This window comes from Pseudomonas uvaldensis (assembly GCF_021271205.1).
Taxonomy (GTDB): Bacteria; Pseudomonadota; Gammaproteobacteria; order Pseudomonadales; family Pseudomonadaceae; genus Aquipseudomonas; species Aquipseudomonas uvaldensis.
In genome coordinates this window covers 340,745-362,733 of record NZ_JAIWKS010000001.1, presented here as the reverse complement: position 1 = coordinate 362,733, position 21,989 = coordinate 340,745, and the positions used below count along the sequence as shown (strand labels likewise).

Sequence of the window (21,989 nt, the reverse complement as noted above, 5' to 3'; positions counted from 1 at the left end):
CGTTTTGCCGAAAGGGACTGATGCGGCTTACGCGGCTCGACGGTTTTCGGGAGCGGGCCTAGAATGACCGTCTATCTTTTGTGGGTCTACCTGCCATGCCTCCTGGAAGCGAACTCCCTGAATGTCAGCTGTACGGTACCTTGGGTTGTCATCTTTGCGAAGTTGCCGAAGGGGTGCTGATGCCTTTCGTTGAACATGGGTTGTTGGTGGAGCTGGTGGATATCGCCGAAAGCGAGTTCCTGTCCGAAACCTATGGGTTGCGCATCCCGGTATTGCGCAGGAACGATACCGGCGAGGAACTGGATTGGCCTTTCGATAATGCCAACCAGGTGGCTGTTTTTCTCAGTTGAGCGCTTTTGTGCGTTCCGTGTCCGAGCATTGCCATTGGCGAAAAGGGAATTCTTCGGTTACTGTATGTATATACAGTTATCTGGAGTGCGTGACTTTGCTCAACGTCGAACAATTGAAGAACAGCGTGAACAGGATGTCCGTGGACGTCGTGCGCGAGGCCGTGCTGGAGCTGCGTCTCGACGGACTGGTAACCGAGGGCAAGACACCCTTCAACAAGCTGCATTTCAACACCTGTTTCGCTGAGATCGAGGCGCTGTTCCAGCGTGCCGGTTATCACAAGCAGCTGGATGTCGTGGGTTACCAGGGGTTGTTGTACGCTTTGTACGACCCGGGGCGCTGGGAGGCAGTGGAAGTGCTGCGCTGGCTGAAGGAGTTCACCGAAGCGACGGCAGCCTCTACCCCGATCACTGCCTGAGTCAATCATGGCTGGGCTGACTTGCGCACCTGTCGGATAATGTCGCCTTGTAAATATTGCCCAAGAGTTTCGAATGTCCGATTCATCCTTTTCCGCCGCGCACCATCAGGCCAGTACCTTGTATCTACCCCCCGGTCCCTGGCAAACGGTGCTGGAATGTCTGTGCGAGCATTTCAGCGCCATCAGCCGCGAGCAATGGCTGGACCGGATTGCCCGGGGGCGCGTGCTGGACGGTGAGGGCAAGGCGATCCGAATCGACTTGCCCTACCGTGAAGGACTACGCATCCACTATTTTCGCGAGGTGCCCGATGAGAAGCCGATCCCGGTCGTCGAGACGGTCCTGTACGCCGACGAGCATCTGGTGGTGGCTGACAAGCCGCATTTCCTGCCAGTCACTCCCGCGGGGGAGTACGTCGAGCAGACCCTGTTGCGACGACTGATCCGGCGATTGGACAATCCTCATCTGGTCCCCTTGCACCGTATCGACCGGCACACCGCCGGGCTGGTGTTGTTTTCAGCCAGTCCGCTAAGCCGATCGGCTTACCAGTCACTGTTCCCTGCGCGGCAGATCGACAAACGCTACCAGGCCATTGCGCCGGCGTTGCCTCAGTTGACGTTTCCCCGGGTGCATAGAAGCCGGATGGTCGACGGCGAGCCGTTTTTCCGGATGCAGGAAGGGCCGGGCGAACCCAATACCGAAACGACCATCGAGGTGCTGGAAAAGAATGGCGAACTGTGGCGCTACGGACTCTATCCGGTCACCGGCAAGAAGCATCAGTTGCGGGTGCACATGAGTGCCCTTGGGGCGGGCATCTGCAACGACCCGTTTTATCCCGATGTGCAGCGGGATGCGCCGGACGACTATGCCAATCCGCTTAAATTGCTGGCCCAGGGGCTGCGCTTCGTCGATCCGGTCACGGGGCAGGAGCGTATTTTTGAAAGCGGTATCACGCTGCAATGGTAGCCGCTGCGGCTTTGCGTCAGGCATGAAAAAGCCCGCAATCTTGTTTGCGGGCTTTTTCGTATCGGTGCGGCGTTGGCGCTTAGAGGTCTTTAACGGTGCGGACCTGATCCTTGTTTACGCGGGTTTGCTTGCCGTCCAGCTGTTCGAACTCATAGAAACCGGTGTCTTCGTCGTAATGGGGAGTGTCGACGGCCTGGATTTCGCGACCATCATTCAAGGTGATCACAGTTGGCGATGCACACCCTGCAAGAGTGGCCAGGCCCAGTGCGAGCATGAAAGTGGCGAGGGTCCGTTGAGTCATGGTGTTTCTCCGAAATGGAATTCTTCAGGTTACTGACCTTCAGACGTATACAACGTGCGCAAGTTCCTGGCTAGAGGCCTGTAGCGTGAAATTGAATGCCGGCATCAGCGCTCTTGGTGTTGGTACAGCAGTTCAGGTGTATTCAGATTCGCCAGCCGGGGATCGTCAGCCGGACATTGCAAGGCAACTGCGTGCAGCATTCGCATGATCCGGCCCGGACTGCGTTCGCCTTCGCGCCAGGCCTCTTCGAATGTGGCTGCCACAGCCAGCGGAATGACACACAACAACGGTTCCCAGTGTTCGCCGTGGCGCACCATCAGCGGCTTGTCGGGATGCTGGCTTGCTGTTTGGCGCATATCGTCCAGCAGGTTCGAGTCGATGTTCGGTACGTCGCAGGGCAACACCAGCAAAAAACGATGCTTCGCGACCCTCAAGCCCGCCCGTATGCCCGCCAGCGGGCCAGGAAAGTCACCCTCATCGTCATGCACCAGTTGATCGGCATACAACGCATAGCGTTCCGGATTGCGATTGCAGGAAATGATCAGGTCATCGCTCAGCGCGCGGGTATGACGATGGAGATGGGCAATCAGCGGTTCGCCCTGCCATTCCACCAGGCCTTTGTCCCGCCCGCCCATCCGTTGTCCGCGTCCACCTGCCAGCAGCAGGATGGAGCACGGTGGCAAGGAAATATTCGAGGTCATGGTGTGTTTCCCCACAGGCGGAAAAATGAAGCGCTGTGATATAACACCGGGCTGTTTCTCCCACAACTGGACGAGCCTATGAAAGCCAAGGCTGATGTACCTTTCGTGCCGCTCAACATCGCGGTGCTGACAGTCAGTGATACCCGCACCCTGGAAACCGATACCTCCGGGCAGGTCTTTGTCGATCGGCTGATGGCGGCGGGTCATAATCTGGCTGAGCGGGTCCTGCTCAAAGATGATCTGTACAAGATCCGGGCGCAAGTCGCGACCTGGATAGCCGATGAGATCGTGCAAGTCGTACTGATTACCGGCGGTACCGGTTTTACCGGTCGCGACAGTACGCCGGAAGCCGTGGCCTGCCTGCTGGACAAGCAGGTCGATGGTTTCGGAGAGCTGTTCCGACAGATTTCCGTGGCGGATATCGGTACCTCCACTGTCCAGTCCCGAGCATTGGCGGGTCTGGCCAACGGTACGCTGGTGTGCTGCCTGCCGGGCTCGACCAACGCAGTGCGTACCGGTTGGGACGCAATCCTGGCCGAGCAACTGGATGCGCGACATCGCCCGTGTAACTTCGTGGCCCATCTGAAACAGGCGGCCCCTTGTGAATCCCGTGGGTAAACCAGGCAAGACCGGCACTTTGATGGCCGTCGAGGTCGCGTTGCAGCGGCTGCTCGAGATGGCGGCGGCGGCACCGATTACCCAGCGTGAGCAGGTACCCTTGGGTGAGGCGCAAGGGCGCGTGCTCGCCGAGGATCTGGTGTCGTCCCTCGACTTGCCTCCCTGGCCCAACAGCGCGATGGACGGGTATGCCTTGCGGCTGGCCGATTGGCATGGCGAGCCGCTGGCGGTCAGCCAGCGAATCTTTGCCGGCCAGGCCCCGCAGCCATTGGCTGCAGGAACCTGTGCGCGGATCTTTACGGGAGCACCGGTGCCTGCCGGTGCTGACTGCGTCGAGATGCAGGAAAACGCGGTGGTGGACAGTGACCAGCGGGTACGGTTTACCGCACCTCTGGTCAGCGGGCAAAACATCCGTCCCCAGGGCCAGGAAACCACTGTGGGCGAACAGGTCCTTCCAGTGGGCACTCGCCTGGGGCCAATCGAGCTGGGGCTGGCGGCATCCTTGGGCTGTGCGACGCTGCAAGTGGTGCGCAAGGTCAGCGTTGCCGTCCTGTCCACCGGTGACGAACTGGTCGAACCCGGTCAGGCACTGGGTCCAGGTCAGATCTATAACAGTAACCGTGTGTTGCTCTGCGGCTGGTTGCAACGGCTGGGCTGTCATGTAGTCGACGCGGGCATCCTGCCAGACGATTTACCCGCTACCCGTGCACGCCTGGCCCAACTGTCGGACGTCGATCTAATTTTGTCCACCGGCGGTGTGTCGGTCGGAGAGGCTGACTTCCTCGGCACCGCATTGCGGGAAGAAGGCGAGTTGACGCTCTGGAAGCTTGCCATCAAGCCGGGGAAACCGCTGACGGTCGGGCATTTCCGTGGCGTCCCGGTGATAGGGCTGCCCGGAAACCCCGCCTCGACACTGGTGACTTTTGCGCTACTGGCCCGGCCTTACCTGTTGCGACGCCAGGGTGTGGAGTCGGTCGAGCCGCTCAAGTTCAAGGTGCCGGCCGGATTCGTCTGGGCGAAGGCCGGCAACCGGCGAGAATATTTGCGGGGTCGACTGGAGAATGGAAGGGCCACCCTCTACCGGAACCAAAGCTCCGGTGTTCTGCGCAGTGCGGCCTGGGCCGACGGGCTGGTCGAAGTGTTCGAAGGGCAGACCCTGGTCGAAGGTGATGAGGTCGGTTTCATCCCTTTAAGCGAAGTTCTGGGCTAAAAGGGCGCAAAGGGTTTGCTCCGGCCCGGACCCGCTGCCTGGGCCGTGGCACCCACCGTCGTTAGCGTGAGAGCAGCATGACCAACTGATCGAAACGACTGTTTGCGAGCCAACCCAGCAGGCCGAGGATCACCGCTGCCGCGCCAGCCGAATAGGCGAGCCGGTGTCGGATGATCTTTACGTCGGTGCGGATCTCATCCATGTCTCTGCGGATGTATTTGAGGTGGGTTTCCAGTTCGACGACGCGCGGTTCCAAATCGACTCCTCCAGCAGGATTGCTGCAACTTTTGCATTCGTTCCGGTTCTCGGCCCGCTCGCTTCCAATCGAGGCGAGCGGCCTGTGTGACAGCGTATATTCCTGGCTATGCATGGGCTCGCTCGTCCCTTCGATCAACCCGGTTCGAGCCACTGATAAGGCCCTTGTGGGCCGTGACGTATCCATCCATGGGGTAGCACATCCTTGTGTGATGAGTGTTTTGAAGGTCCAGACAACAGAGTGCCAAGGTGTCTCAATACAGCTAGAGGGTCAATTGAGCGGATTCGCCACGCCTTGTAAGAAAACTCTTTGAGTGAAGAAGTCTCCGTCCGGTAGTCCGGACTGGCGTCCTCTCATGGACAAGGCATTTGCTTTTTTTTGATCGAAATTGATCCGTGGGGGGCTTTTTCGGCTGATTGAGCGGTCCGATTTCCTGGAACCTTCCAATGACGGAGACGATGATGAGCAAAGGCAAGGCGCTGTTGATCCTGCATGGCAAGCAAGCGCTCAACGAAGAGGTTCGGGCAGCAGTGATGTCCAGGCGCAAGCAAGGCTGGGACCTGGCGGTAAGGTTGACGTGGGAGGCCGGCGATGCCCAGCGTTGTGTCGACGAGGCGCTGGCGGCAGGCTACACGCGACTGATTGCCGGTGGCGGGGACGGTACCTTGCGGGATATTGCCGAAGCGCTTGCGCGTCAGTCGACAGATGCCAGTCTGGTGCTGTTGCCATTGGGCACGGCCAATGATTTTGCCCGGGCAGCGGGCGTTCCGCTGGAACCGGACCAGGCCCTTGATTTGCTGGATGTCGAGCCGCAAGCCATCGATCTGGGCGAAGTCGGCGGGCGGATATTCCTGAATATGGCCACGGGTGGTTTCGGCAGTCAGGTCACGGCAAACACTTCCGAGGACCTCAAGAAGGTGCTGGGGGGCGCCGCTTATCTGTTCACCGGTCTGACGCGCTTCAGTGAGCTGAGTGCGGCCTATGGCGAATTGCAGGGCCCCGGATTCAGCTGGCAGGGTGATTTGCTGGCGCTGGGTATCGGCAATGGCCGGCAGGCCGGGGGAGGCCATCAGTTATGCCCGCAAGCACTGGTCGATGATGGTTTGCTCGACATCAGTATCCTGCCGGCCCCCCAGGAAGTGGTCAGTACCTTGAAGGACTTGCTGGCCGGAGGCCTGGGCATCGACAACATGTTCGTGCGCGTGCGCCTGCCCTGGGTGGAAATCAAGGTCGCCCAAGGCCTGGACATCAATCTTGATGGTGAGCCGTTGCAGGTCGACAGTCTGAAGTTTACGGTGCGTGAGCGGGCGTTGCGTGTGCATCTGCCGTCCGATTCGCCTCTGCTGACGACTTCTGCGCTACTCAATCGTCCAGACTGATGATCTGCTCGCGCACGGCGAAAAGCACCAGCCCTGCCACATCGTGGATCTGCAGGCGCTTCATGATCTGGGCCCGGTGAGTTTCCACGGTCTTGATGCTCAGGCTCAGGCCATTGGCAATTTCCCGGGTCGACTTGCCGCGCACGATCAGCCGCAAGATTTCCAACTGGCGCGCCGTCAGGTTATGGGTCTGGACGGGGGCGGGTTGAAGCTTCTGGGCGCGGGTCAGCGCCTGGTTGATCACCGTGTGGGCGATGGCCGGGCTCAGGTAGCGTTCGTTGTTGCGCAACGCGTCCAGGGCGTGCCCCAGCTCGGTGGCGGTGGTGTCCTTGAGCAGATACCCGTGGGCGCCGGACTCCAGCGCCTGCATGATCAGCGCCGGATCGGTGTGCATCGACAGGATCAGTACTTTGCTGTGGGGACGCGCCTGCTTGAGCTGCTGCAAGGCCTCCAGGCCGCTGGTGTTTTTCATGGAAATATCCAGCAGCACGATGTCGGGCGCCAACCGTTCTACAAGCTCCAACAGCTGGGTGCCGTCACTGGCTTCGCCGATGACGGCATAACCAGGCAAATCCGTGACCAGGGCGCGTACGCCGGCTCGGATCAACGAGTGGTCATCTACGAGAAGTAAATTACAAGTCAATGGAGAACCTTATTCTTACTGGCCCGCGCCAGGGTCCGAGGGGCCCAGGGAAAACGTGCTTCGATATGTGTGCCCTTGCCGGCTTCACTGGTCACCTTGAGGGTGCCGCCCAATTGTTGGGCCCGCTCCGACATGCCGGCCATACCCCGTTGGCCTGCCCGGGCGGGGTGGTCCGCCGGGACGAATCCCTGGCCGTCGTCGCTGATCAACAGGAACAGGCCTTCGGGCAGGCGCTGTAGACGCACCAGCAGATTCTGCGCCTGGGCATGACGCAGGATATTGGTGACGGCCTCCTGGGTGATCCGAAAGGCGGCGACGGCCATTTCCTCCGGAATGCCAGTCATGCGCTGCTGGCAATCGAGGCTCCACTTTAGCGAGGTATTGGCCAATGTCTTGAGCAGGTGCGCACGCAGGCTGGCTTCAAGCCCAAGGCTGGTCAATTGGCGAGGGTTGAGGATTGCCGATACATCGCGGACCTTGTGCAGGGTTTCGTCCAGTGTTTCGCAGAGGACCGAGCATTGACCTTGCAATTCCTCCGGTATCCGGCGCTTGAGCCACTCGCCTTGCAGTTTCGCCGCGGTCAGTAACTGGCCGATATCGTCATGCAGTTCCCGGCTGAGTCGATGACGTTCGTTTTCCTGAACTTCGAGTAACCGGTCGGCCAGTTCCTGGGGCTGGAACTTGATGGATTTGCGCGACAGCCGGTAGTGGATCCAGACACAGGTCAAGGCGGCGACATCCAGCGCCAGCAGGCTCACCGGCATGGCTTGGGCGGACAGGTAAACCAGCAGGTTGCCGAGGGTCGAGCTCATGCACAGAAACAGTGTGAACCGGCGGGCGTTTTCTCGGGAGGGTGGCCAGGTGACGAATGACTTGAGGCTGGCGTACATAGCGGATGGAGCCAATGAATGTTCGCTGCGGGCTGGCCGGTCAGCGGATCTGACAGGCCGGGTTGGGTAAGTGCTTCGGGTCGAGGTTGGCTTCGATGGACGGCTTTCACCACGCCGTACTTTTGAAACGACTGACGCGAGACATAGTACCACTTCATCTAACGTTGGTCGCGTTCGGCATGGTGTCGTGAAAGCGCCATGCATCGGATGGCGGGCCGGAGCTTGTCAGGCTTGCTTCTGGGAGTAAGGCACCAGGGCCAGCCGGTGTGCTGCGTGGACTTCTTCGCAAGGTGTCCGGCCTACCTGGAAGGCAAATGCCTCGATCAGTGAGGTCTGTTCGCTGTTGTCCAGGCTGAGTTGGCCGGTGGTGGGATCGACCAGCTCCAGTTGCCAGGCCATCAGGGTGAAGCAATCCTTCAATGCGTCCAGAGCCTGCTCATGCAGGTCCATGTGGCTCTGCGCATGGCTGAGCAAACCGTGGATATGCAGGGAAAATTCCGAAACGGCTTCCAGCGCCAGGGCATCGGCCTTGTTTGCCAGCTTCAACAAGGTACTGAGCATGCAATCGATCGCATCCTTATCGTTACTGATCAGTTGCAGATGGCTCAGGCACTCCTCCGATTTGGCCAGAAGCGTTTCGGCTTCGATCAGGAATTCGGGCAGGCGCTGAGACCAGTCCTTACGATCGTTCGGCATGCTTATCTCCACAACATCATGTCAGACGAAAGAAAATCACGTGTGACGAACGGCTGGATCTCACGACTGGCAACGAACGAAAGTGCGTCGGCACATCCTTGCCATACGGCAGGACAGAGCACGCGGATAGTTGCAAGGGTGGGATCGGCCGAAAGGCTGAAAGTCCGATGTCCTGCTGTCGCGCACAAAGGCCTGACTCCGTTCAGCAATGAGAATGGCGTCACATTAATGGCTATTGGAAATTGGGAATATCAGGTTGGACCTGATTGTTGCTAGGGGATTCCCTTAGGCAAGGGAACCATACGCGAAAAACGAGGTCGCGCAGCGCGGAAGGGGAAGCGGATTAAAGCGTGAGGCCAGTAAAGCATGATGTTAAGGTGATATCAATGCCCCGAGATGTATTTCATCGAGGGGTCAAGATCCGGCTCGCGCGGCCGATAGTTGCATTATTGGATTTATCCGAACAATCCCAGGAGTCATCAATAATGGCCGGCATTCTCGACACAGTAGATCAACGAACCCAGCTGGTGGGTGAGAATCGCCTGGAAATTCTCATGTTTCGCCTGGCAGGGCGGCAGTTGTTCGCCATCAACGTGTTCAAGGTCCAGGAAGTGTTGCAACTGCCGAAGCTGACGTTGATGCCGCAACGCCATCCGTTCGTGTGTGGCGTGGTCAATCTGCGCGGCCAGACGCTGCCGGTGATCGACCTGTCCCAGGCCATTGGCATGCGTCCGCTGGTGCCGGGAGCCAATAGCACGATCATCGTTACCGAGTACAACCGTTCGGTCCAGGCGTTCTTGGTAGGTGGCGTGGATCGTATCGTCAACATGAACTGGGAAGCGATCCTGCCGCCTCCGGGCAGCGCCGGCCGTGAACACTACCTGACGGCTATCAGCAAGGTGGACGACCAGTTGGTGGAAATCATCGACGTGGAAAAGGTGCTGGCCGAAATCGTGCCGTACAACGCCAAGGTCTCCCGGGACAAGCTCGAAGATCCGGTGTTGGAAAAGGCTCGGGGGCGCGAAGTGTTGCTGGTGGACGACTCCAACGTGGCGCTTTCGCAACTGCGCGACACGCTGGGGCAGTTGGGCGTGAAAATGCACATCGCCAGCGACGGTCTGAAAGCCTTGAATATGCTCAAGGCCTGGGCTGACACCGGCGAGGTGATGACCGACAAATTACTGATGATCTTCACCGACGCGGAAATGCCGGAAATGGATGGTTATCGCCTGACCACCGAGATCCGCAATGACCCGCGTCTGCGTGGGCTCTATGTCGTGCTGCACACCTCGCTGTCGGGCAGCTTCAACGATTCGATGGTCAAGAAGGTCGGCTGCGACAATTTCCTCTCCAAATTCCAGCCGGACAAATTGGTGGATGTGGTGCGCCAGCGACTGATGCTCGGCTGAAACCGAACATGGTTTGCTTCGATGGCCGGTTCGTATAGGGTGGCATTTTTTCGCCATCAGGGAGCTGACCATGTTGCGGCTGAGCGCGCTGTACCGTTACCCGTTGAAATCCGGCAAGGGCCAGTCCCTGCCGGGAATTGGCCTGGACAAGCTCGGGCTGGACGGTGATCGGCGCTGGATGTTGGTGGATGAAGCCAGCGGACGCTTCCTGACCCAGCGGGCCGTGGCGAAGATGAGCCAACTCTCGGCCCTGTGGAATGAGGCGGGCGGCCTGACGCTCAGTGCGCCAGGCTATGGCAGTGTCGACGTGGCGCTGCCTTCTGCTACTCAAGAGCAACTGCGCGGGGTGACGATCTGGCGCGACACCCTGCGTGTCCCGGATGCCGGTGACGAGGCGGCCGGCTGGGTCAGTGAATTCATCGGCAACGCCACCCGGCTGGTGCATGTTCCGGTGGAAATGGCACGCACCACGGCGGCCGGTTATGGCAAGGATGACGACAAAGTCGCCTTTGCAGATGGATTCCCGCTGCTGTTGATTGGCCAGGCCTCTCTGCAGGACCTCTCGAACCGGGTCGGGCGCCCGTTGGAGATGCTGCGCTTTCGTCCCAACCTGGTGATCGAGGGCAGCGGGGCGTTTGCCGAGGATGACTGGAAGCGCATCCGTATCGGCGATGTGGAGTTTCGCGTGGTCAAGCCTTGCTCGCGCTGCATCATGACGACGGTCGATCCGCAAACCGGCGAGCGCGACCCGAACCGCGAGCCGTTCGCTACCTTGCAGCAGTATCGTTCCACGCCGGACGGCGCGATGTTTGGCCAGAATCTGGTCAACGATGGCAACGGCCGACTTGAAGTCGGCATGCCGGTTGAAGTGCTCGAATAACCAGTGGCCTGTGTGGCTGATTCGTACACTCAAATTAACCGTACAGGCCACGAGCATGAAAAAGCCCGTGTCACTGGACACGGGCTTTTTCATGCTCGAAGCAATCTCAGCCGCGGTATTCGCACAGGTAGGCCGTGTCGACGGCGACCTTGAGCTGGAACTTGCTGTTGGCCGGAACATTGAACTGACTGCCGGCCGCGAAGGTTTCCCATTCGGTGCTGTCGGGCAGTTTCACGGTCAGAGCGCCGGAAACGACGTGCATGATTTCCCGCTGGGCGGTACCGAACTCGTATTCGCCCGGTGCCATGACACCGATGGTCGCAGGGCCTTCGGCAGTCCCGAAAGCGATCGACTTGACTGTGCCGTCGAAGTATTCGTTGACTTTGAACATGGGCGATTCCTCGAAAAAGGGCTGAAAAAGGCCGGCCAGTATGCACAAGGCATCGGCACTCGTCATCTGCAACGCGGGGTGGGTCGTTCAGTCCGTAAGCACCAGAGGCAACAGTCGCGCCGTATTGCGTGCATCCTCCAGGGCCCGATGCTGTTGACCGCAGAATTGCAGGCCGGCCAATTGCAATGCCCCATTGAGGCCCAAGGGACGTTCAAGCCGACGGGCCTTGGCGAAGCGCTGCTTGAGGTTCATGTGTGGCACCTGGCCGAGAAAGCTCTGTAGCTGATGATGCTGCCATTCCTGAAGCAATTGCTTACGGTCGTAGTCGCCCCAGCTGACCCAGCCTCCCAGGTTCGTCCGGTACGGTGTCAGCCAGCGTTCGAACGCCGGCCAGACTTCGGAAAGAGGCATTGCCCCGTCGATATTGGCCTGGGTGATGCGCGTCAGCTCGCGGCAGAACGGTGTAAGCAGGGGCCGCCTCAGCGGGCGAACGAAACGCTGAAAATGATCCACTTCGTGGCCGTCGCGATTCACCAGCGAGGCGCCGATCTCGATAATTTCCATTTCGGTTACTGGCCAGCCACCCTCATCGGTAGTGGCCTCCAGGTCAATCACCAGCCAGTTGGGCATCGCAGGGTTCCGATAGAAGGCAAGCCGATGGGTTTGAGCGTAGTCAAACCCGACGCATCCGCCTAGGCTCTGTATGAAAAGCCTAATGGTCTGTTTCGATCCGCAACAGAATCTGTCGGTTCCGTACCTGCTCACCCTGCTTGACTTGCAATGCCCGGACCACCCCGTCCCGGTCTGCTTCGAGCGGATGCTCCATTTTCATTGCTTCGAGCACCATCAATAGCTGCCCCCGATGCACCACGCTGTTCTCTTCGACCCGCAGTTCGACGATGGCGCCATCCATGGGCGCCCTGAGCATACCGTCGCCGACCGCTGCGCGGGGTGTGACGTTGGCCTGGGTCCGGTCTTGCAGGTGCAAGCTACCGGGCCGAGTGAACAGCCAGAGATCGCTACCGTCGAGACGCCAGGTGCAGTGCTGGCGAACGCCATCGACCCATACGGTGGCATCACTCCCGTCCACATCGAGCAGTTTCAGTTCCACCACGGAATCGTCGAGGCGGACTCGCAGCGTGCCGTCGGCTTCGGCGGTCAGGCTCGGCCTCCAGTCGAGCTCTCCCGTACCGAGTCGATATTGCAGCGTCGCGCCGGCGGTGTTTCGCCATCCAGCCAGACCGTGGCCATGACGTGCCCCGCTGGCCTGATAGAAAAGTGCGGTGGCGATGGCGAGTTGTTCGAGCGAGGGGGCATGGGGCTGGAGGGCCGGATGATCGTTGAAATGCCGTGGGATGAAGCCGGTGCTGAAGTCGCCTTCGACGAATCGCGGATGCGCCAGCAGCGCCGCCAACATCCGCTGGTTGCTGCGGACCCCCAGCAATACGCAATCCTCCACCGCCCGCAGCAACTTGCGCCGGGCCTCTTCGCGAGTGGCGCCATGGGTGATCAACTTGCCCAGCATTGGGTCATAGAACGGGCTGACGAACTGGCCTTCCAACAGGCCATGATCGATGCGCGCCTCCCGCTGAGGCGGCTTCCAGCCGATTAATCGTCCGGTCTGGGGCAGGAACGCCTCGGCCGGGTCTTCGGCGTAAAGTCGTGCTTGCATGGCATGGCCGCTGAGTTGTACTTGGTCTTGGCGCAGGGGCAATGGCAAGCCTGCGGCGACGTCCAGTTGCCAGGCCACCAGGTCCAGGCCGGTGACCTGCTCCGTGACCGGATGTTCGACTTGCAATCGGGTATTCATCTCCAGGAAATAAAACTGGCCATCATCGGCCAGCAGGAATTCCACGGTGCCGGCACCGACGTAACTCACCGCGCGGCCGGCCTTGAGCGCCGCCTCGCCCATGGCCCGGCGCAGATCAGCAGTCATGACCGGGCAGGGCGCCTCCTCGATGATTTTCTGATGTCGGCGCTGGATCGAGCAGTCCCGTTCGCCGAGGTGGATGAGATGCCCGTGATGATCGCCGAAAATCTGCACCTCCACATGCCGCGGATCGACCAACGCCTGTTCAAGAATCAACTCGTCGCTGCCGAAGCCATGCAGGGCTTCGGAGCGAGCGCTGCGCAGCTGCTCCAGAAGGTCTTCGGCCCGTTGGACCAACCGCATGCCCCGGCCACCACCGCCGGCGCTGGCCTTGATCATCAGTGGGTAGCCGATGCGTTTGGCTTCGTGGCTCAAGGTGTCATCGTCCTGAGCGGCGCCCTGGTAGCCAGCGATGCAGGGCACGCCGGCGGCAAGCATGGCGATTTTCGAACGTCGCTTGCTGCCCATCAGCTCGATGGCCTCGGGGCTGGGGCCTATGAAGAGGAGGCCGGCGTCTTCGCAGGCCCTGGCGAACCCGGCGTTTTCCGAAAGGAAACCGTAGCCCGGATGGATCGCATCGGCGCCCGTGCGTCGAGCCGCCGCGAGAATGGCCGGCTGGTTGAGATAGGACTGTTGCACCGGGGCAGGGCCGATCGAGACGGCTTCATCGGCCATGCGCACATGCAAGGCATCGGCGTCGGCCTCGCTGAAAACCGCCACCGTGCGATAGCCCAGGGCCTGGGCAGTGCGCTGGATCCGGCAGGCGATCTCGCCGCGGTTGGCGATGAGGATTTTGCTGAAGGTGGGCAAGCGGCTCATTTCTTCTTCCCCGGCAAAATCCCCATCAGCTTGCAGATGATGCCGAGCATGATTTCATCCGCTCCGGCGCCAATGGACACCAGCCGGACGTCGCGATAGGCCCGCGCCACCGGGTTGTCCCACATGAACCCCATGCCGCCCCAGTATTGCAGACAACTGTCGGTGACTTCCCGGCTCAGGCGCCCGGCCTTGAGCTTGGCCATGGAAGCCAGCCGCGTGACGTCCTGTCCGTTGATGTATTGCTCGGTGGCCTGGTAGACCAGCGCCCGCAGGCATTCGATTTCGCTCGCCAGTTCTGCCAGGCGGAAGTGGATCACTTGGTTGTCGATGAGCGCTGTATCGAAGGTCTTGCGTTCCCGGCAGTACTCGATGGTGCTGTCGACGCAGCGTTCCAGACCCATGATCATGTTCGCGGCACCGAACAGCCGTTCCTCCTGGAACTGGATCATCTGCATCATGAACCCGGCACCTTCCTGGCCGATGCGATTGCGTTGCGGCACCCGCACGTCATCGAAGAACACCGGGGCGGTTTCCGAGCTGCGCATGCCCAGCTTGTCCAAGTGCGCACCGAGGCTGATGCCGGGGCTGTCCATGGGCACCATGATCAGCGATTTGTTGAGGTGCGGCTTGTCGTCCGACGTGTTGGCCAGCAGGCAGATGAAGTCGGCGCTTGGCGCATTGGTGATCCACATCTTGCTGCCATTGATGACATAGTCTTCGCCATCCTTGCGCGCCGTGGTCTTGAGGCTGGCGACATCGGAACCGGCGCCGGTTTCAGACACGCCGATGCAACCCACCTGGTCGCCACGGATGGCCGGGCGCAGGAATGTTTCGCGTAGTTCATCGGAGCCGAAACGTGCCAGGGCCGGGGTACACATGTCGGTCTGGACGCCGATGGACATCGGCACGCCGCCGCAATGGATGGTGCCGAACGCCTCGGCCGCGACGATCGAATAACTGTAGTCCAGGCCCATGCCGCCAAAGGCTTGCGGCTTGGAGATCCCCAGCAATCCCAAGTCGCCGGCCTTGCGGAAAATCTCATGGATTGGAAAACGCCCGGCCTTTTCCCATTCGTCGACGTAGGGGTTGATGTCGCGGTCGACAAACTGGCGAACGGTGCGCCGCAGTGCTTCGTGTTCCTGGGTGAAGATCATGTTCGTTGCTCTCCTGGGCGGCTGCGGTCAGAAACGGGCGACTCCGAAACTGTTGGATTGCAGTGGGCGGGCCTCGGCCTCGTGGCAGATGTCCAGCAGGTAGCCCAGCAGCGTGCGGGTGTCTCGCGGGTCGATGAGCCCGTCGTCCCACAGGTTGGCACTGCCGTAGAGGGCGGTGGACTGGCTGTCGAGCGTCTGCGCGGTGGTGTGTTCGAGCAGGTCCAGCATCTTCGGGTCGGGAGTGACGCCGTTCCTGAGTTGCGCGGCTTCGGTGACGATGCGCAGCACCTTGCCGGCCTGGGCGCCACCCATCACGGCCGTGTGGCTGTTGGGCCAGGCGAAGATGAAACGCGGATCCAGCCCGCGCCCGCACATGGCGTAGTTGCCGGCACCGTAGGAACCGCCCACCACGATCGTGAGCTTGGGTACGCGGGCGTTGGCCACGGCCTGGATCATCTTGGCACCGTGTTTGATCACGCCTTGCTGTTCCGCCTCGGTGCCCACCATGAACCCGGTGGTGTTGTGCAGGAACAGCAGAGGCGTGCGGCTCTGGTCACAGAGTTGGATGAACTGCGCCGCCTTGCTCGCGCCCTTGGGCGTGATCGGGCCGTTGTTGCCGATCACGCCGCAGGCATGACCGCGAATGTGCAAGTGGCCGCAGACCGTATGGGGGTCGAATTCGCGCTTGAAGTCGAGAAAGTTCGAGCCGTCGGCGAGGCGGGCAATGATTTCTCGCACATCGTAGGGTTTCTTCGGGTCATCGGGGACGACGCCCAACAGTTCTTCGGCGGCGTAGCGCGGTTCTGCCCAGGTTCGTTCAGGTCGTGGCGGCAACTGCGCATTCCAGGGCAGCAGGCTGACGATTTCCCGGGCCAGGCGGATGCCGTCGGCGTCGTTCTCAGCCAGGTATTCGGCGGTGCCCGCCACCTGGGCATGCATCTGCGCCCCGCCCAGTTCTTCCTCGGTGGCCACTTCACCGGTGGCGGCCTTGAGCAGCGGCGGTCCGGCCAGGAACAGCCGCGCCTTGTCGCGCACCACCACGACGTAATCCGACAAGCCCGGTTGATAAGCGCCGCCGGCGGTGGCCGAACCGTGCACCACGGTGATCTGCGGCAGGCCCATGGCCGACATCCGAGCCTGGTTGGCGAAGCTGCGCGCGCCTTCGATGAAAATCTGTGCGGCATAGTTGAGATTGGCACCGCCGCTTTCGGCGAGGGTGATGAGTGGGAGTCGGTTTTCCATGGCGATCTGTTGCAGGCGCAGGGTCTTTTGCAGGCCGCTGGGGGAAATGGTGCCGCCCTTGATGGCGCTGTTATTCGCCATCACCAACACCCGTACGCCGCAGACAAAGCCGATACCCGCGATCAAGCCGCCGCCGGCCTCGCTGCCATCCTTGTCTTCATGGAGCTTGTAGCCGGCCAGGCTCGCCAGTTCGAGGAACGGCGCACCGGGATCGAGCAGCAGGTTCAGGCGTTGGCGCGGCAGCAATTGGCCGCGCTGGTCGAATCGGGCCTGGGCCTGGGCGGCTTTCTCCAGCATGGTCTGTTCGAGTCGGCGCAGTTGCTCCACAGCGGCCAGCATTGCCGCATGATTGCGGGCGAAGTCAGCGCCGTGCGGGTCCAGGTGCGATTCGATGACGGGCATGGCCATGGCTCCTTGTCGGACACGTTTGCATCAGTTGACCCGGTCGGCGATGTCCTGGGGGACCGGAATCTGGATCTCCAGCAATTGTTGTGCGAACGCCTTGCCTTGGGGGTCGATGCGCAGGCTGGCGACACCACCACCGCCGAGGGCGTTTTCCAACAGGAAGTTCAGGCTGTGGGTGCCCGGCAGGTACCAGCGTTCGACGCGGCCCAGCAACGGGTCGAGTACGTGGCTCATCCAGTCGACCATCACCTCCGGCGTCAGCGCCTCGGCGATCCACGGTAAATATTCGGGTTCCCGGGCGATCACGCCGATGTTGCTGTGGTTGCCCTTGTCGCCGGAACGGGCCACCGCCAGCTTGACCAACGGGACGCTGGCATCGGCCCGGCCATGGGGTTTGGGCAGTTGCGGGGCAACGGGCAATTCGCGGGTTTCCAGGGGCTCGGGCACGGGCAGGGCACAAGGGTGGCGCTGGCCGTCGAGTTCGATTTCGAGTGGGCAGGCGGTTTTGGCGATCAGGAACGAGAAGAGGCGAATCAGCGGCTGTACCGTCGGACGGCCGCCCGCCAGACCGGTCAGGCCCGGCGCCATGGCGGTGGCAGCCTGGGCGATTTCCCGGGAAAACAGTACTAGTGCCGGGCGTTCCGGGTGGCGCACCGCCAGTTTGATCAGCACTTCGCGACTGTCCTGGCGTTGGCCGTGGTGGCCATAAGTGGCCTCGCTGCCCAGCAACTCGACGTTCACTTCGCTGTAAGGCGCCCATCCCTGCTGGATAAACATGTGCGAGGTTCTGGCGATAATCGCCTGGCTGACCCGTTCGGCCTTGGCCACCGCATCGATGCCGGCGATCAGGCACAGGGCCGTGCAGCGAAAGCCGTCTGGCCAGGTGGCGCACACCTTGTAGCGATCGGTGGGCGGCAGCCCCCTGGCGCCATGGACGCGGACTGCCTGCTTGCCTTGCTGGATCAACTTGACGTGGCTGAAGTCACAGATCACATCCGGCAGCAGATAGCCCTGCGGGTCGCCGATTTCATAGAGCAGTTGCTCGCCGACGGTCAGCGGCGTGACCAGCCCGCCGGTGCCTTCGACTTTAGTGACGATGAACTGGCCGTCCGCGCTGACTTCGACGATAGGAAAGCCGATGTGCTCGTAATCCGGTACGTCCCGCCAGTCGGTGAAATTGCCGCCCGTGCATTGGGCGCCACATTCGATGAGGTGCCCGGCCAATGCGGCCTGGGCCAGTTTGTCGTAGTCGTGCCAGGCCCAGCCGAATTCGTGCACCAATGCGGCGCTGACCACCGCACTGTCCACTACGCGGCCGGTGATCACGATATCGGCGCCCAGGCGCAGGGCTTCGACAATGCCGGGGGCTCCGAGGTAGGCGTTGGTGGAAATACAGGTCCAGGGCAATGGCTCGCCGCTGAACATCTCGCGGATTCCCTGTTCGGCGAGCCGTTGGCTCTGTGATTGCAGATCGTCCCCCAGCAGCACGGCGATCTTCAACGACACGCCCGCGGCGTCGCAGGCCGCTTGCAGGGCGGCGGCACATGCCTGGGGGTTGACCCCGCCGGCGTTGCTGATGACACGGATGGCGCCAGCTTGCAAACGCTGGAGTAGCGGCGCCAGCACTTCGACGAAGTCTGTGGCATAACCCGCCCGAGGGTCTTTCAAGCGTGCGCCGGCCATGATCGAGAGCGTAATCTCGGCCAGGTAGTCGAACACCAGGTAATTCAGGTTTCCACCTTCGACCAGCTGCGCCGCGGCAACACGGGTGTCGCCCCAGAAGGCGCTGGCGCAACCGATACGGATCGTGCTTGGCATGGGGAATCCCTCCAGCAAACGTGGTCCGAGACTACCAAGCAAGCGCTTGGTCTGTAAACGGCGTTGAGTTCTTTGGCCCGAGCGCTTGCTTGGTTGATCCACCCGGCTTAAATTGCCGGCGCCACGTCGAACGACTGTAGGAGAGAAAGGGTGGATGAGCAAAAAGCCCTCAAGGTGATGCGGGAGTTGGTTGAACTCGGGCAACTGACCGATCCGGACAGCGCGCGCGGCAAGCTGCTCCAGACAGCCGCTCACCTGTTTCGCAACAAAGGCTTCGAACGCACCACGGTGCGTGACCTGGCGAGTGCCGTGGGTATCCAGTCCGGCAGCATCTTTCATCACTTCAAGAGCAAGGATGAGATTTTGCGGGCGGTGATGGAAGAAACCGTCCGCTACAACACTGCGCTGATGCGAGCAGCCCTGGCCGAGGCGGGCAGTGTGCGTGAACGGGTGCTGGCGCTGATCCGTTGCGAACTGCAGTCGATCATGGGCGGAACCGGCGAGGCGATGGCCGTGCTGGTCTATGAATGGCGCTCGTTATCCGAGGACGGGCAGCGGCGGGTGCTGGCCTTGCGCGATATTTATGAGCAGTTGTGGCTGGAGGTGTTGGGTCAGGCCAAGGATGCCGGGTATATTCGCGCAGACGTGGCCATCACCCGGCGGTTCCTTACAGGTGCATTGTCCTGGACCACCACCTGGTTTCGGGCCGAAGGCAGCCTGAGTCTGGATGACCTGGCCGAACAGGCATTGATCCTGGTGCTTGAAGAAAAACAATAAACAGGGCTGTCCCATTCGCTGGCCAAGTGGCTGGCCAAATGGCTGAAACCGCCTAGCTTGAATGTATGACTTATGGGGAGTGGGTGACCTTGACGTGTTCGACGATGGGGATGACCTCCCGTGTTCTACTGGCCGCACTGGCCGTTTTCCTGGTCTTGCCCGCTTCGGCGGCGCAATTGGTCCGTATCGGTGCCGCGCATTTTCCGCCTTATACGGTCCGTCCCGAGAATGGAGCCGACACCGGCTTGTTGCCGCAACTGGTCGAGGCCCTGAATCGCTCCCAGACTGACTATCAGTTCGTGCTGGTGCCAACGTCGATCCCGCGCCGCTTCAATGATTTCAAGCAGGGCCGGGTGGACATGGCGATTTTCGAGAACCCCGAATGGGGCTGGAAAGACGTGCCCCATACGGCGGTGGACATGGGCCTGGAGGACGCGGAGATCTTCGTCACCCAGCGCCAGCCAGATCGCCAGCAAAGCTATTTCGCCGATCTCAGGGGCAAGCGCCTGGCCCTGTTCAGTGGCTACCACTACGCCTTTGCCGAATTCAACGCCGACCCCAAATTCCTGATCGGCCAGTACAACGCCACGCTGACGTATTCCCACGACAGCAACCTGTTGATGGTCCTGCGTGGGCGCGTTGACATGGCGCTGGTGACCCGTTCGTACCTGCACGATTACATCTTGCGCAATCCCGAAGTAGGTCCCCAATTGCTGATCTCCGATCGTATCGATCAGATCTACCATCACTACGCGCTGATCCGGCCCCAGGCGCCGATCACCGGCGAAGCATTTACCCGCTTGCTGCAAACGCTGCGGGACAACGGTGAACTGTTGGCGATTTTCAAGCCTTACCAGATAGCGCTGGTGCCGGTGCACAGCCATTGACCGGCGACTAAATTTCCCCTACCGGCTCACGTCCCACGTTGACTATCGACGAACACGCGAGCCTCTGCCATGCCTGACCTCTTTCAACCGACCATGCTGCCCTTGCCCGGTGGGCGTCGCTTGGGTGCCGATGAAACCGAGCGCCATCTGAGCCTCATGCTCGAAGGCGCACCCCTGATCCGGTTGCGCCTGGATCGTGGCCCCGAGCGGCGGGTGCATTTGCAGGAAATCAACGACCGGCCCGTAGGTCCGGCCCTTTGGGCAGCCTGCTATTGGCTGTTTGCCCGAGAGCCGCAGTGCCAGCGCCTGATCTGGCACCTCGCTGAGCGCCCCGTTGAAGCCTTGCTCAGTGGCCTCCTGACGGCCACCGGTCAGGCCGACGAGTATGTCTGCGAGCGCACGATGTTCTGGCAGTTGCCACAACCTTGGCTGGGTGAGTCATTCAATGGCAGTTATCCGCAGCAGATGATCATCACGGACGGCAAGCGGCATCCGCGTCGACCCGTGAAGCCGCGCGGCGAAGTGTATCGGCGTTTCGATGCGCGTCTGGGGGCCTGGGTGTCCTTGCGCACGCTGGAAATCGAGCAGGACCTGGCGCGTTTCAATCGCTGGCAGAACAGTCCCCGGGTGGCGAGCTTCTGGCAGGAGGAGGGCAGCCTGGAACAGCACCGCGAATACCTGGACAAGTTGCAGCGCGACCCACGGGTCCTGACCTTGATCGGTTGTTTCGACGACCAGCCGTTTGCCTACTTCGAAGCCTATTGGGCCAAGGAGGATCGTATCGCGCCGTTCTATGAGGCGGCGGATTACGATCGTGGCATTCATATGCTGGTGGGCGAAGAGCAGCACCGGGGCCCGCACAAGGTGGCGAGCTGGCTGTCGGCGCTGGTGCACTATCTGTTCCTGGATGACCCGCGCACCCAGCGCGTAGTGGCCGAGCCCCGCGCCGACAATGCACGGATGATCGGCCACCTGCACAACCAGTGTTTCCACTGTGAAAAGGAATTCGACTTTCCTCACAAGCGAGCGGCACTGATGATCCTTGGGCGCGAGCGGTTTTTTGAGCGGTGTGCGTTGATGTAGATCGGGGCGGTCTCCCGGTGTCATCGCGGGCAAGACTTGCCCGCGATGACACCGGGACTGACACACACAGCCTCAGCGCCGGGAGAAGGTGTCAGCCCGTACCCCCGATACCTTGCGGCAGTGCACCAGGGCGTCGCGGATCATGAAGTTCACCAGAGTCGGCGAGACCCCCAGTTCCTTGGCGATGTCCTTCTGTGGGACGCCGTGCAGGCGGTACATCTCGAAGGCGTAGCGGGTGCGACTGGGCAGTTCGGTCAGCGCGTCGGCAATGTGCTCCAGCGTGGAAAAGTTGATGTGAGACGTTTCCGGCGAAGCACCCTGGATCACCACGTTCAGTCCTTCCTCCTCCGGCCCCGAATATTTCTGTTCCAGCGCCTGCTTGCGGTAGTGGTCGATCGCCAGGTTGCGCACGATCTGGAACAGGTAGCTGAGCTGAGCCTTGATGGAAGAGGTGATCTGGGGCGCCGATTGCAGCCGGAAAAACGCATCCTGTACCACATCTTCCGCGCGGGACCGGCAACCGGTAATGCGTGCTGCGATCTTGACCAGGATCACCCGGTTATCGACGAACGCCTGAAGTAACGGTGAGTCGCACCTGCTTGTGGATACTTGTTCCGTCATGGAATTCACCTTGCTGCAAAAAGTTAGCAGGACGAGCGGTAAAGGCGGGCGTCCTGCACATCGAGCGCCAAATTAGGCTTAATGATAATTATTGTCAATTGAGAAAAAGAATTATTGATGAGCTGCGATTCGGCGCGAGCGCTGCGACCCGTTGCCGCAGGGACGTTGTCGTCGAACGGTCCGCTGCGCTGCGCCCCTGACTAATTATT

24 protein-coding genes are annotated in these 21,989 nt (G+C 60.9%); 11 read left to right on the top strand and 13 right to left on the bottom strand.

The window, feature by feature from the left end; genetic code table 11:
• Positions 1-95 precede the first annotated feature (95 nt).
• The 3 genes from LCU97_RS01665 to LCU97_RS01655 all read left to right on the top strand — a co-directional run bounded on the left by LCU97_RS01665 (position 96) and on the right by LCU97_RS01655 (position 1,730).
• The gene (locus LCU97_RS01665) at positions 96-350 is read left to right on the top strand and encodes a glutaredoxin family protein (RefSeq protein WP_053155231.1); all 255 of its coding nucleotides are present in this window, start codon (positions 96-98) and stop codon (positions 348-350) included.
• A 95-nt stretch (positions 351-445) separates the two neighbouring features.
• Positions 446-766 carry a hypothetical protein gene (locus LCU97_RS01660; protein WP_053155233.1) on the top strand — a complete coding sequence of 107 codons (321 nt, stop codon included), beginning with the start codon at positions 446-448 and terminating at the stop codon, positions 764-766.
• 73 nt (positions 767-839) lie between these two features.
• Entirely contained in the window at positions 840-1,730 is an 891-nt protein-coding gene (locus LCU97_RS01655; protein ID WP_232775413.1) for a pseudouridine synthase, read from the top strand.
• 79 nt (positions 1,731-1,809) lie between these two features.
• Here LCU97_RS01655 and LCU97_RS01650 read toward each other — a convergent pair whose 3' ends face one another.
• Complete coding sequence (locus tag LCU97_RS01650; RefSeq protein ID WP_053155237.1) at positions 1,810-2,031, bottom strand: YgdI/YgdR family lipoprotein; 222 nt, start codon at positions 2,029-2,031, stop codon at positions 1,810-1,812.
• Positions 2,032-2,135: 104 nt separating this feature from the next.
• On the bottom strand, positions 2,136-2,732 hold the full coding sequence (gene mobA / locus LCU97_RS01645) for a molybdenum cofactor guanylyltransferase MobA (protein WP_053155239.1): 597 nt from the start codon (positions 2,730-2,732) through the stop codon (positions 2,136-2,138).
• A 78-nt stretch (positions 2,733-2,810) separates the two neighbouring features.
• Between mobA and moaB the strand changes: the two genes are divergently transcribed.
• Together moaB and LCU97_RS01635 are read left to right on the top strand one after the other, a co-directional pair.
• Positions 2,811-3,350 carry a molybdenum cofactor biosynthesis protein B gene (gene moaB / locus LCU97_RS01640; RefSeq protein WP_053155241.1) on the top strand — a complete coding sequence of 180 codons (540 nt, stop codon included), beginning with the start codon at positions 2,811-2,813 and terminating at the stop codon, positions 3,348-3,350.
• A gap of 22 nt (positions 3,351-3,372) precedes the next feature.
• Positions 3,373-4,560, top strand: coding sequence for a molybdopterin molybdotransferase MoeA (locus tag LCU97_RS01635; RefSeq protein ID WP_232775568.1), 1,188 nt, complete (start codon positions 3,373-3,375; stop codon positions 4,558-4,560).
• A 61-nt stretch (positions 4,561-4,621) separates the two neighbouring features.
• Here LCU97_RS01635 and LCU97_RS01630 read toward each other — a convergent pair whose 3' ends face one another.
• Complete coding sequence (locus tag LCU97_RS01630; RefSeq protein WP_232775412.1) at positions 4,622-4,930, bottom strand: hypothetical protein; 309 nt, start codon at positions 4,928-4,930, stop codon at positions 4,622-4,624.
• 347 nt (positions 4,931-5,277) lie between these two features.
• Between LCU97_RS01630 and yegS the strand changes: the two genes are divergently transcribed.
• Entirely contained in the window at positions 5,278-6,195 is a 918-nt protein-coding gene (gene yegS / locus LCU97_RS01625; protein ID WP_232775567.1) for a lipid kinase YegS, read from the top strand.
• On the opposite strand, the gene LCU97_RS01620 is transcribed toward yegS, so the two are convergent.
• From LCU97_RS01620 to LCU97_RS01610, 3 genes are all read right to left on the bottom strand, one after another.
• Positions 6,179-6,838: a response regulator transcription factor gene (locus LCU97_RS01620; protein ID WP_053155247.1), complete on the bottom strand. Its 660-nt coding sequence runs from the start codon at positions 6,836-6,838 to the stop codon at positions 6,179-6,181. The genes yegS and LCU97_RS01620 overlap by 17 nt on opposite strands.
• A complete protein-coding gene (locus tag LCU97_RS01615; RefSeq protein ID WP_232775566.1) occupies positions 6,835-7,728 on the bottom strand; it encodes a sensor histidine kinase in 894 nt (297 codons plus the stop codon). The genes LCU97_RS01620 and LCU97_RS01615 overlap by 4 nt, the downstream gene beginning before the upstream one ends.
• A 225-nt stretch (positions 7,729-7,953) precedes the next feature.
• Entirely contained in the window at positions 7,954-8,424 is a 471-nt protein-coding gene (locus LCU97_RS01610; protein ID WP_053155251.1) for a hypothetical protein, read from the bottom strand.
• 485 nt (positions 8,425-8,909) lie between these two features.
• Here LCU97_RS01610 and LCU97_RS01605 point away from each other — a divergent pair, with 485 nt between their 5' ends.
• Together LCU97_RS01605 and LCU97_RS01600 are read left to right on the top strand one after the other, a co-directional pair.
• Positions 8,910-9,833, top strand: a complete 924-nt coding sequence (locus LCU97_RS01605; protein WP_053155253.1) for a chemotaxis protein CheV — start codon at positions 8,910-8,912, stop codon at positions 9,831-9,833.
• Between the two features lie 70 nt (positions 9,834-9,903).
• Positions 9,904-10,713, top strand: a complete 810-nt coding sequence (locus tag LCU97_RS01600; RefSeq protein WP_053155255.1) for an MOSC domain-containing protein — start codon at positions 9,904-9,906, stop codon at positions 10,711-10,713.
• A gap of 106 nt (positions 10,714-10,819) precedes the next feature.
• Here LCU97_RS01600 and ppnP read toward each other — a convergent pair whose 3' ends face one another.
• The 6 genes from ppnP to LCU97_RS01570 all read right to left on the bottom strand — a co-directional run bounded on the left by ppnP (position 10,820) and on the right by LCU97_RS01570 (position 18,412).
• Complete coding sequence (gene ppnP, locus LCU97_RS01595) at positions 10,820-11,104, bottom strand: pyrimidine/purine nucleoside phosphorylase (RefSeq protein WP_053155256.1); 285 nt, start codon at positions 11,102-11,104, stop codon at positions 10,820-10,822.
• Positions 11,105-11,191: 87 nt separating this feature from the next.
• Positions 11,192-11,734 carry an exonuclease domain-containing protein gene (locus tag LCU97_RS01590; RefSeq protein WP_232775411.1) on the bottom strand — a complete coding sequence of 181 codons (543 nt, stop codon included), beginning with the start codon at positions 11,732-11,734 and terminating at the stop codon, positions 11,192-11,194.
• A gap of 82 nt (positions 11,735-11,816) precedes the next feature.
• Positions 11,817-13,784: an acetyl/propionyl/methylcrotonyl-CoA carboxylase subunit alpha gene (locus tag LCU97_RS01585; protein WP_053155407.1), complete on the bottom strand. Its 1,968-nt coding sequence runs from the start codon at positions 13,782-13,784 to the stop codon at positions 11,817-11,819.
• Between the two features lie 5 nt (positions 13,785-13,789).
• Entirely contained in the window at positions 13,790-14,947 is a 1,158-nt protein-coding gene (gene atuD, locus LCU97_RS01580) for a citronellyl-CoA dehydrogenase (protein WP_232775410.1), read from the bottom strand.
• A gap of 27 nt (positions 14,948-14,974) precedes the next feature.
• Positions 14,975-16,591, bottom strand: coding sequence for a geranyl-CoA carboxylase subunit beta (gene atuC / locus LCU97_RS01575; protein WP_053155262.1), 1,617 nt, complete (start codon positions 16,589-16,591; stop codon positions 14,975-14,977).
• A 30-nt stretch (positions 16,592-16,621) separates the two neighbouring features.
• Entirely contained in the window at positions 16,622-18,412 is a 1,791-nt protein-coding gene (locus LCU97_RS01570) for an acyclic terpene utilization AtuA family protein (RefSeq protein WP_053155264.1), read from the bottom strand.
• 150 nt (positions 18,413-18,562) lie between these two features.
• On the opposite strand from LCU97_RS01570, the gene LCU97_RS01565 reads away from it, so the two are divergent.
• From LCU97_RS01565 to LCU97_RS01555, 3 genes are all read left to right on the top strand, one after another.
• The gene (locus LCU97_RS01565; RefSeq protein WP_053155266.1) at positions 18,563-19,189 is read left to right on the top strand and encodes a TetR/AcrR family transcriptional regulator; all 627 of its coding nucleotides are present in this window, start codon (positions 18,563-18,565) and stop codon (positions 19,187-19,189) included.
• 110 nt (positions 19,190-19,299) lie between these two features.
• On the top strand, positions 19,300-20,076 hold the full coding sequence (locus tag LCU97_RS01560) for a substrate-binding periplasmic protein (protein WP_232775409.1): 777 nt from the start codon (positions 19,300-19,302) through the stop codon (positions 20,074-20,076).
• A 69-nt stretch (positions 20,077-20,145) separates the two neighbouring features.
• Positions 20,146-21,159 (top strand): GNAT family N-acetyltransferase, encoded by a 1,014-nt coding sequence (locus tag LCU97_RS01555; RefSeq protein ID WP_232775408.1) that lies wholly within the window; start codon positions 20,146-20,148, stop codon positions 21,157-21,159.
• 72 nt (positions 21,160-21,231) lie between these two features.
• Here LCU97_RS01555 and LCU97_RS01550 read toward each other — a convergent pair whose 3' ends face one another.
• The gene (locus LCU97_RS01550; RefSeq protein ID WP_053155271.1) at positions 21,232-21,780 is read right to left on the bottom strand and encodes an RNA polymerase factor sigma-70; all 549 of its coding nucleotides are present in this window, start codon (positions 21,778-21,780) and stop codon (positions 21,232-21,234) included.
• Between the last annotated feature and the right edge of the window lie 209 nt (positions 21,781-21,989).

What these genes read in the sequence shown, in the direction of transcription:
- atuD (WP_232775410.1), bottom strand. Translation starts at nt 14,947, where the DNA reads ATGATCTTCACCCAGGAACACGAAGCACTGCGGCGCACCGTTCGCCAG.
- LCU97_RS01605 (WP_053155253.1), top strand. Translation starts at nt 8,910, where the DNA reads ATGGCCGGCATTCTCGACACAGTAGATCAACGAACCCAGCTGGTGGGT.
- LCU97_RS01630 (WP_232775412.1), bottom strand. Translation starts at nt 4,930, where the DNA reads ATGCATAGCCAGGAATATACGCTGTCACACAGGCCGCTCGCCTCGATT.
- LCU97_RS01555 (WP_232775408.1), top strand. Translation starts at nt 20,146, where the DNA reads ATGCCTGACCTCTTTCAACCGACCATGCTGCCCTTGCCCGGTGGGCGT.
- atuC (WP_053155262.1), bottom strand. Translation starts at nt 16,591, where the DNA reads ATGCCCGTCATCGAATCGCACCTGGACCCGCACGGCGCTGACTTCGCC.
- LCU97_RS01615 (WP_232775566.1), bottom strand. Translation starts at nt 7,728, where the DNA reads ATGTACGCCAGCCTCAAGTCATTCGTCACCTGGCCACCCTCCCGAGAA.
- ppnP (WP_053155256.1), bottom strand. Translation starts at nt 11,104, where the DNA reads ATGTTCAAAGTCAACGAATACTTCGACGGCACAGTCAAGTCGATCGCT.
- mobA (WP_053155239.1), bottom strand. Translation starts at nt 2,732, where the DNA reads ATGACCTCGAATATTTCCTTGCCACCGTGCTCCATCCTGCTGCTGGCA.
- LCU97_RS01600 (WP_053155255.1), top strand. Translation starts at nt 9,904, where the DNA reads ATGTTGCGGCTGAGCGCGCTGTACCGTTACCCGTTGAAATCCGGCAAG.
- LCU97_RS01610 (WP_053155251.1), bottom strand. Translation starts at nt 8,424, where the DNA reads ATGCCGAACGATCGTAAGGACTGGTCTCAGCGCCTGCCCGAATTCCTG.
- LCU97_RS01655 (WP_232775413.1), top strand. Translation starts at nt 840, where the DNA reads ATGTCCGATTCATCCTTTTCCGCCGCGCACCATCAGGCCAGTACCTTG.
- LCU97_RS01665 (WP_053155231.1), top strand. Translation starts at nt 96, where the DNA reads ATGCCTCCTGGAAGCGAACTCCCTGAATGTCAGCTGTACGGTACCTTG.
- moaB (WP_053155241.1), top strand. Translation starts at nt 2,811, where the DNA reads ATGAAAGCCAAGGCTGATGTACCTTTCGTGCCGCTCAACATCGCGGTG.
- LCU97_RS01590 (WP_232775411.1), bottom strand. Translation starts at nt 11,734, where the DNA reads ATGCCCAACTGGCTGGTGATTGACCTGGAGGCCACTACCGATGAGGGT.
- LCU97_RS01550 (WP_053155271.1), bottom strand. Translation starts at nt 21,780, where the DNA reads ATGACGGAACAAGTATCCACAAGCAGGTGCGACTCACCGTTACTTCAG.
- LCU97_RS01650 (WP_053155237.1), bottom strand. Translation starts at nt 2,031, where the DNA reads ATGACTCAACGGACCCTCGCCACTTTCATGCTCGCACTGGGCCTGGCC.
- LCU97_RS01570 (WP_053155264.1), bottom strand. Translation starts at nt 18,412, where the DNA reads ATGCCAAGCACGATCCGTATCGGTTGCGCCAGCGCCTTCTGGGGCGAC.
- LCU97_RS01635 (WP_232775568.1), top strand. Translation starts at nt 3,373, where the DNA reads ATGGCCGTCGAGGTCGCGTTGCAGCGGCTGCTCGAGATGGCGGCGGCG.
- yegS (WP_232775567.1), top strand. Translation starts at nt 5,278, where the DNA reads ATGAGCAAAGGCAAGGCGCTGTTGATCCTGCATGGCAAGCAAGCGCTC.
- LCU97_RS01560 (WP_232775409.1), top strand. Translation starts at nt 19,300, where the DNA reads ATGACCTCCCGTGTTCTACTGGCCGCACTGGCCGTTTTCCTGGTCTTG.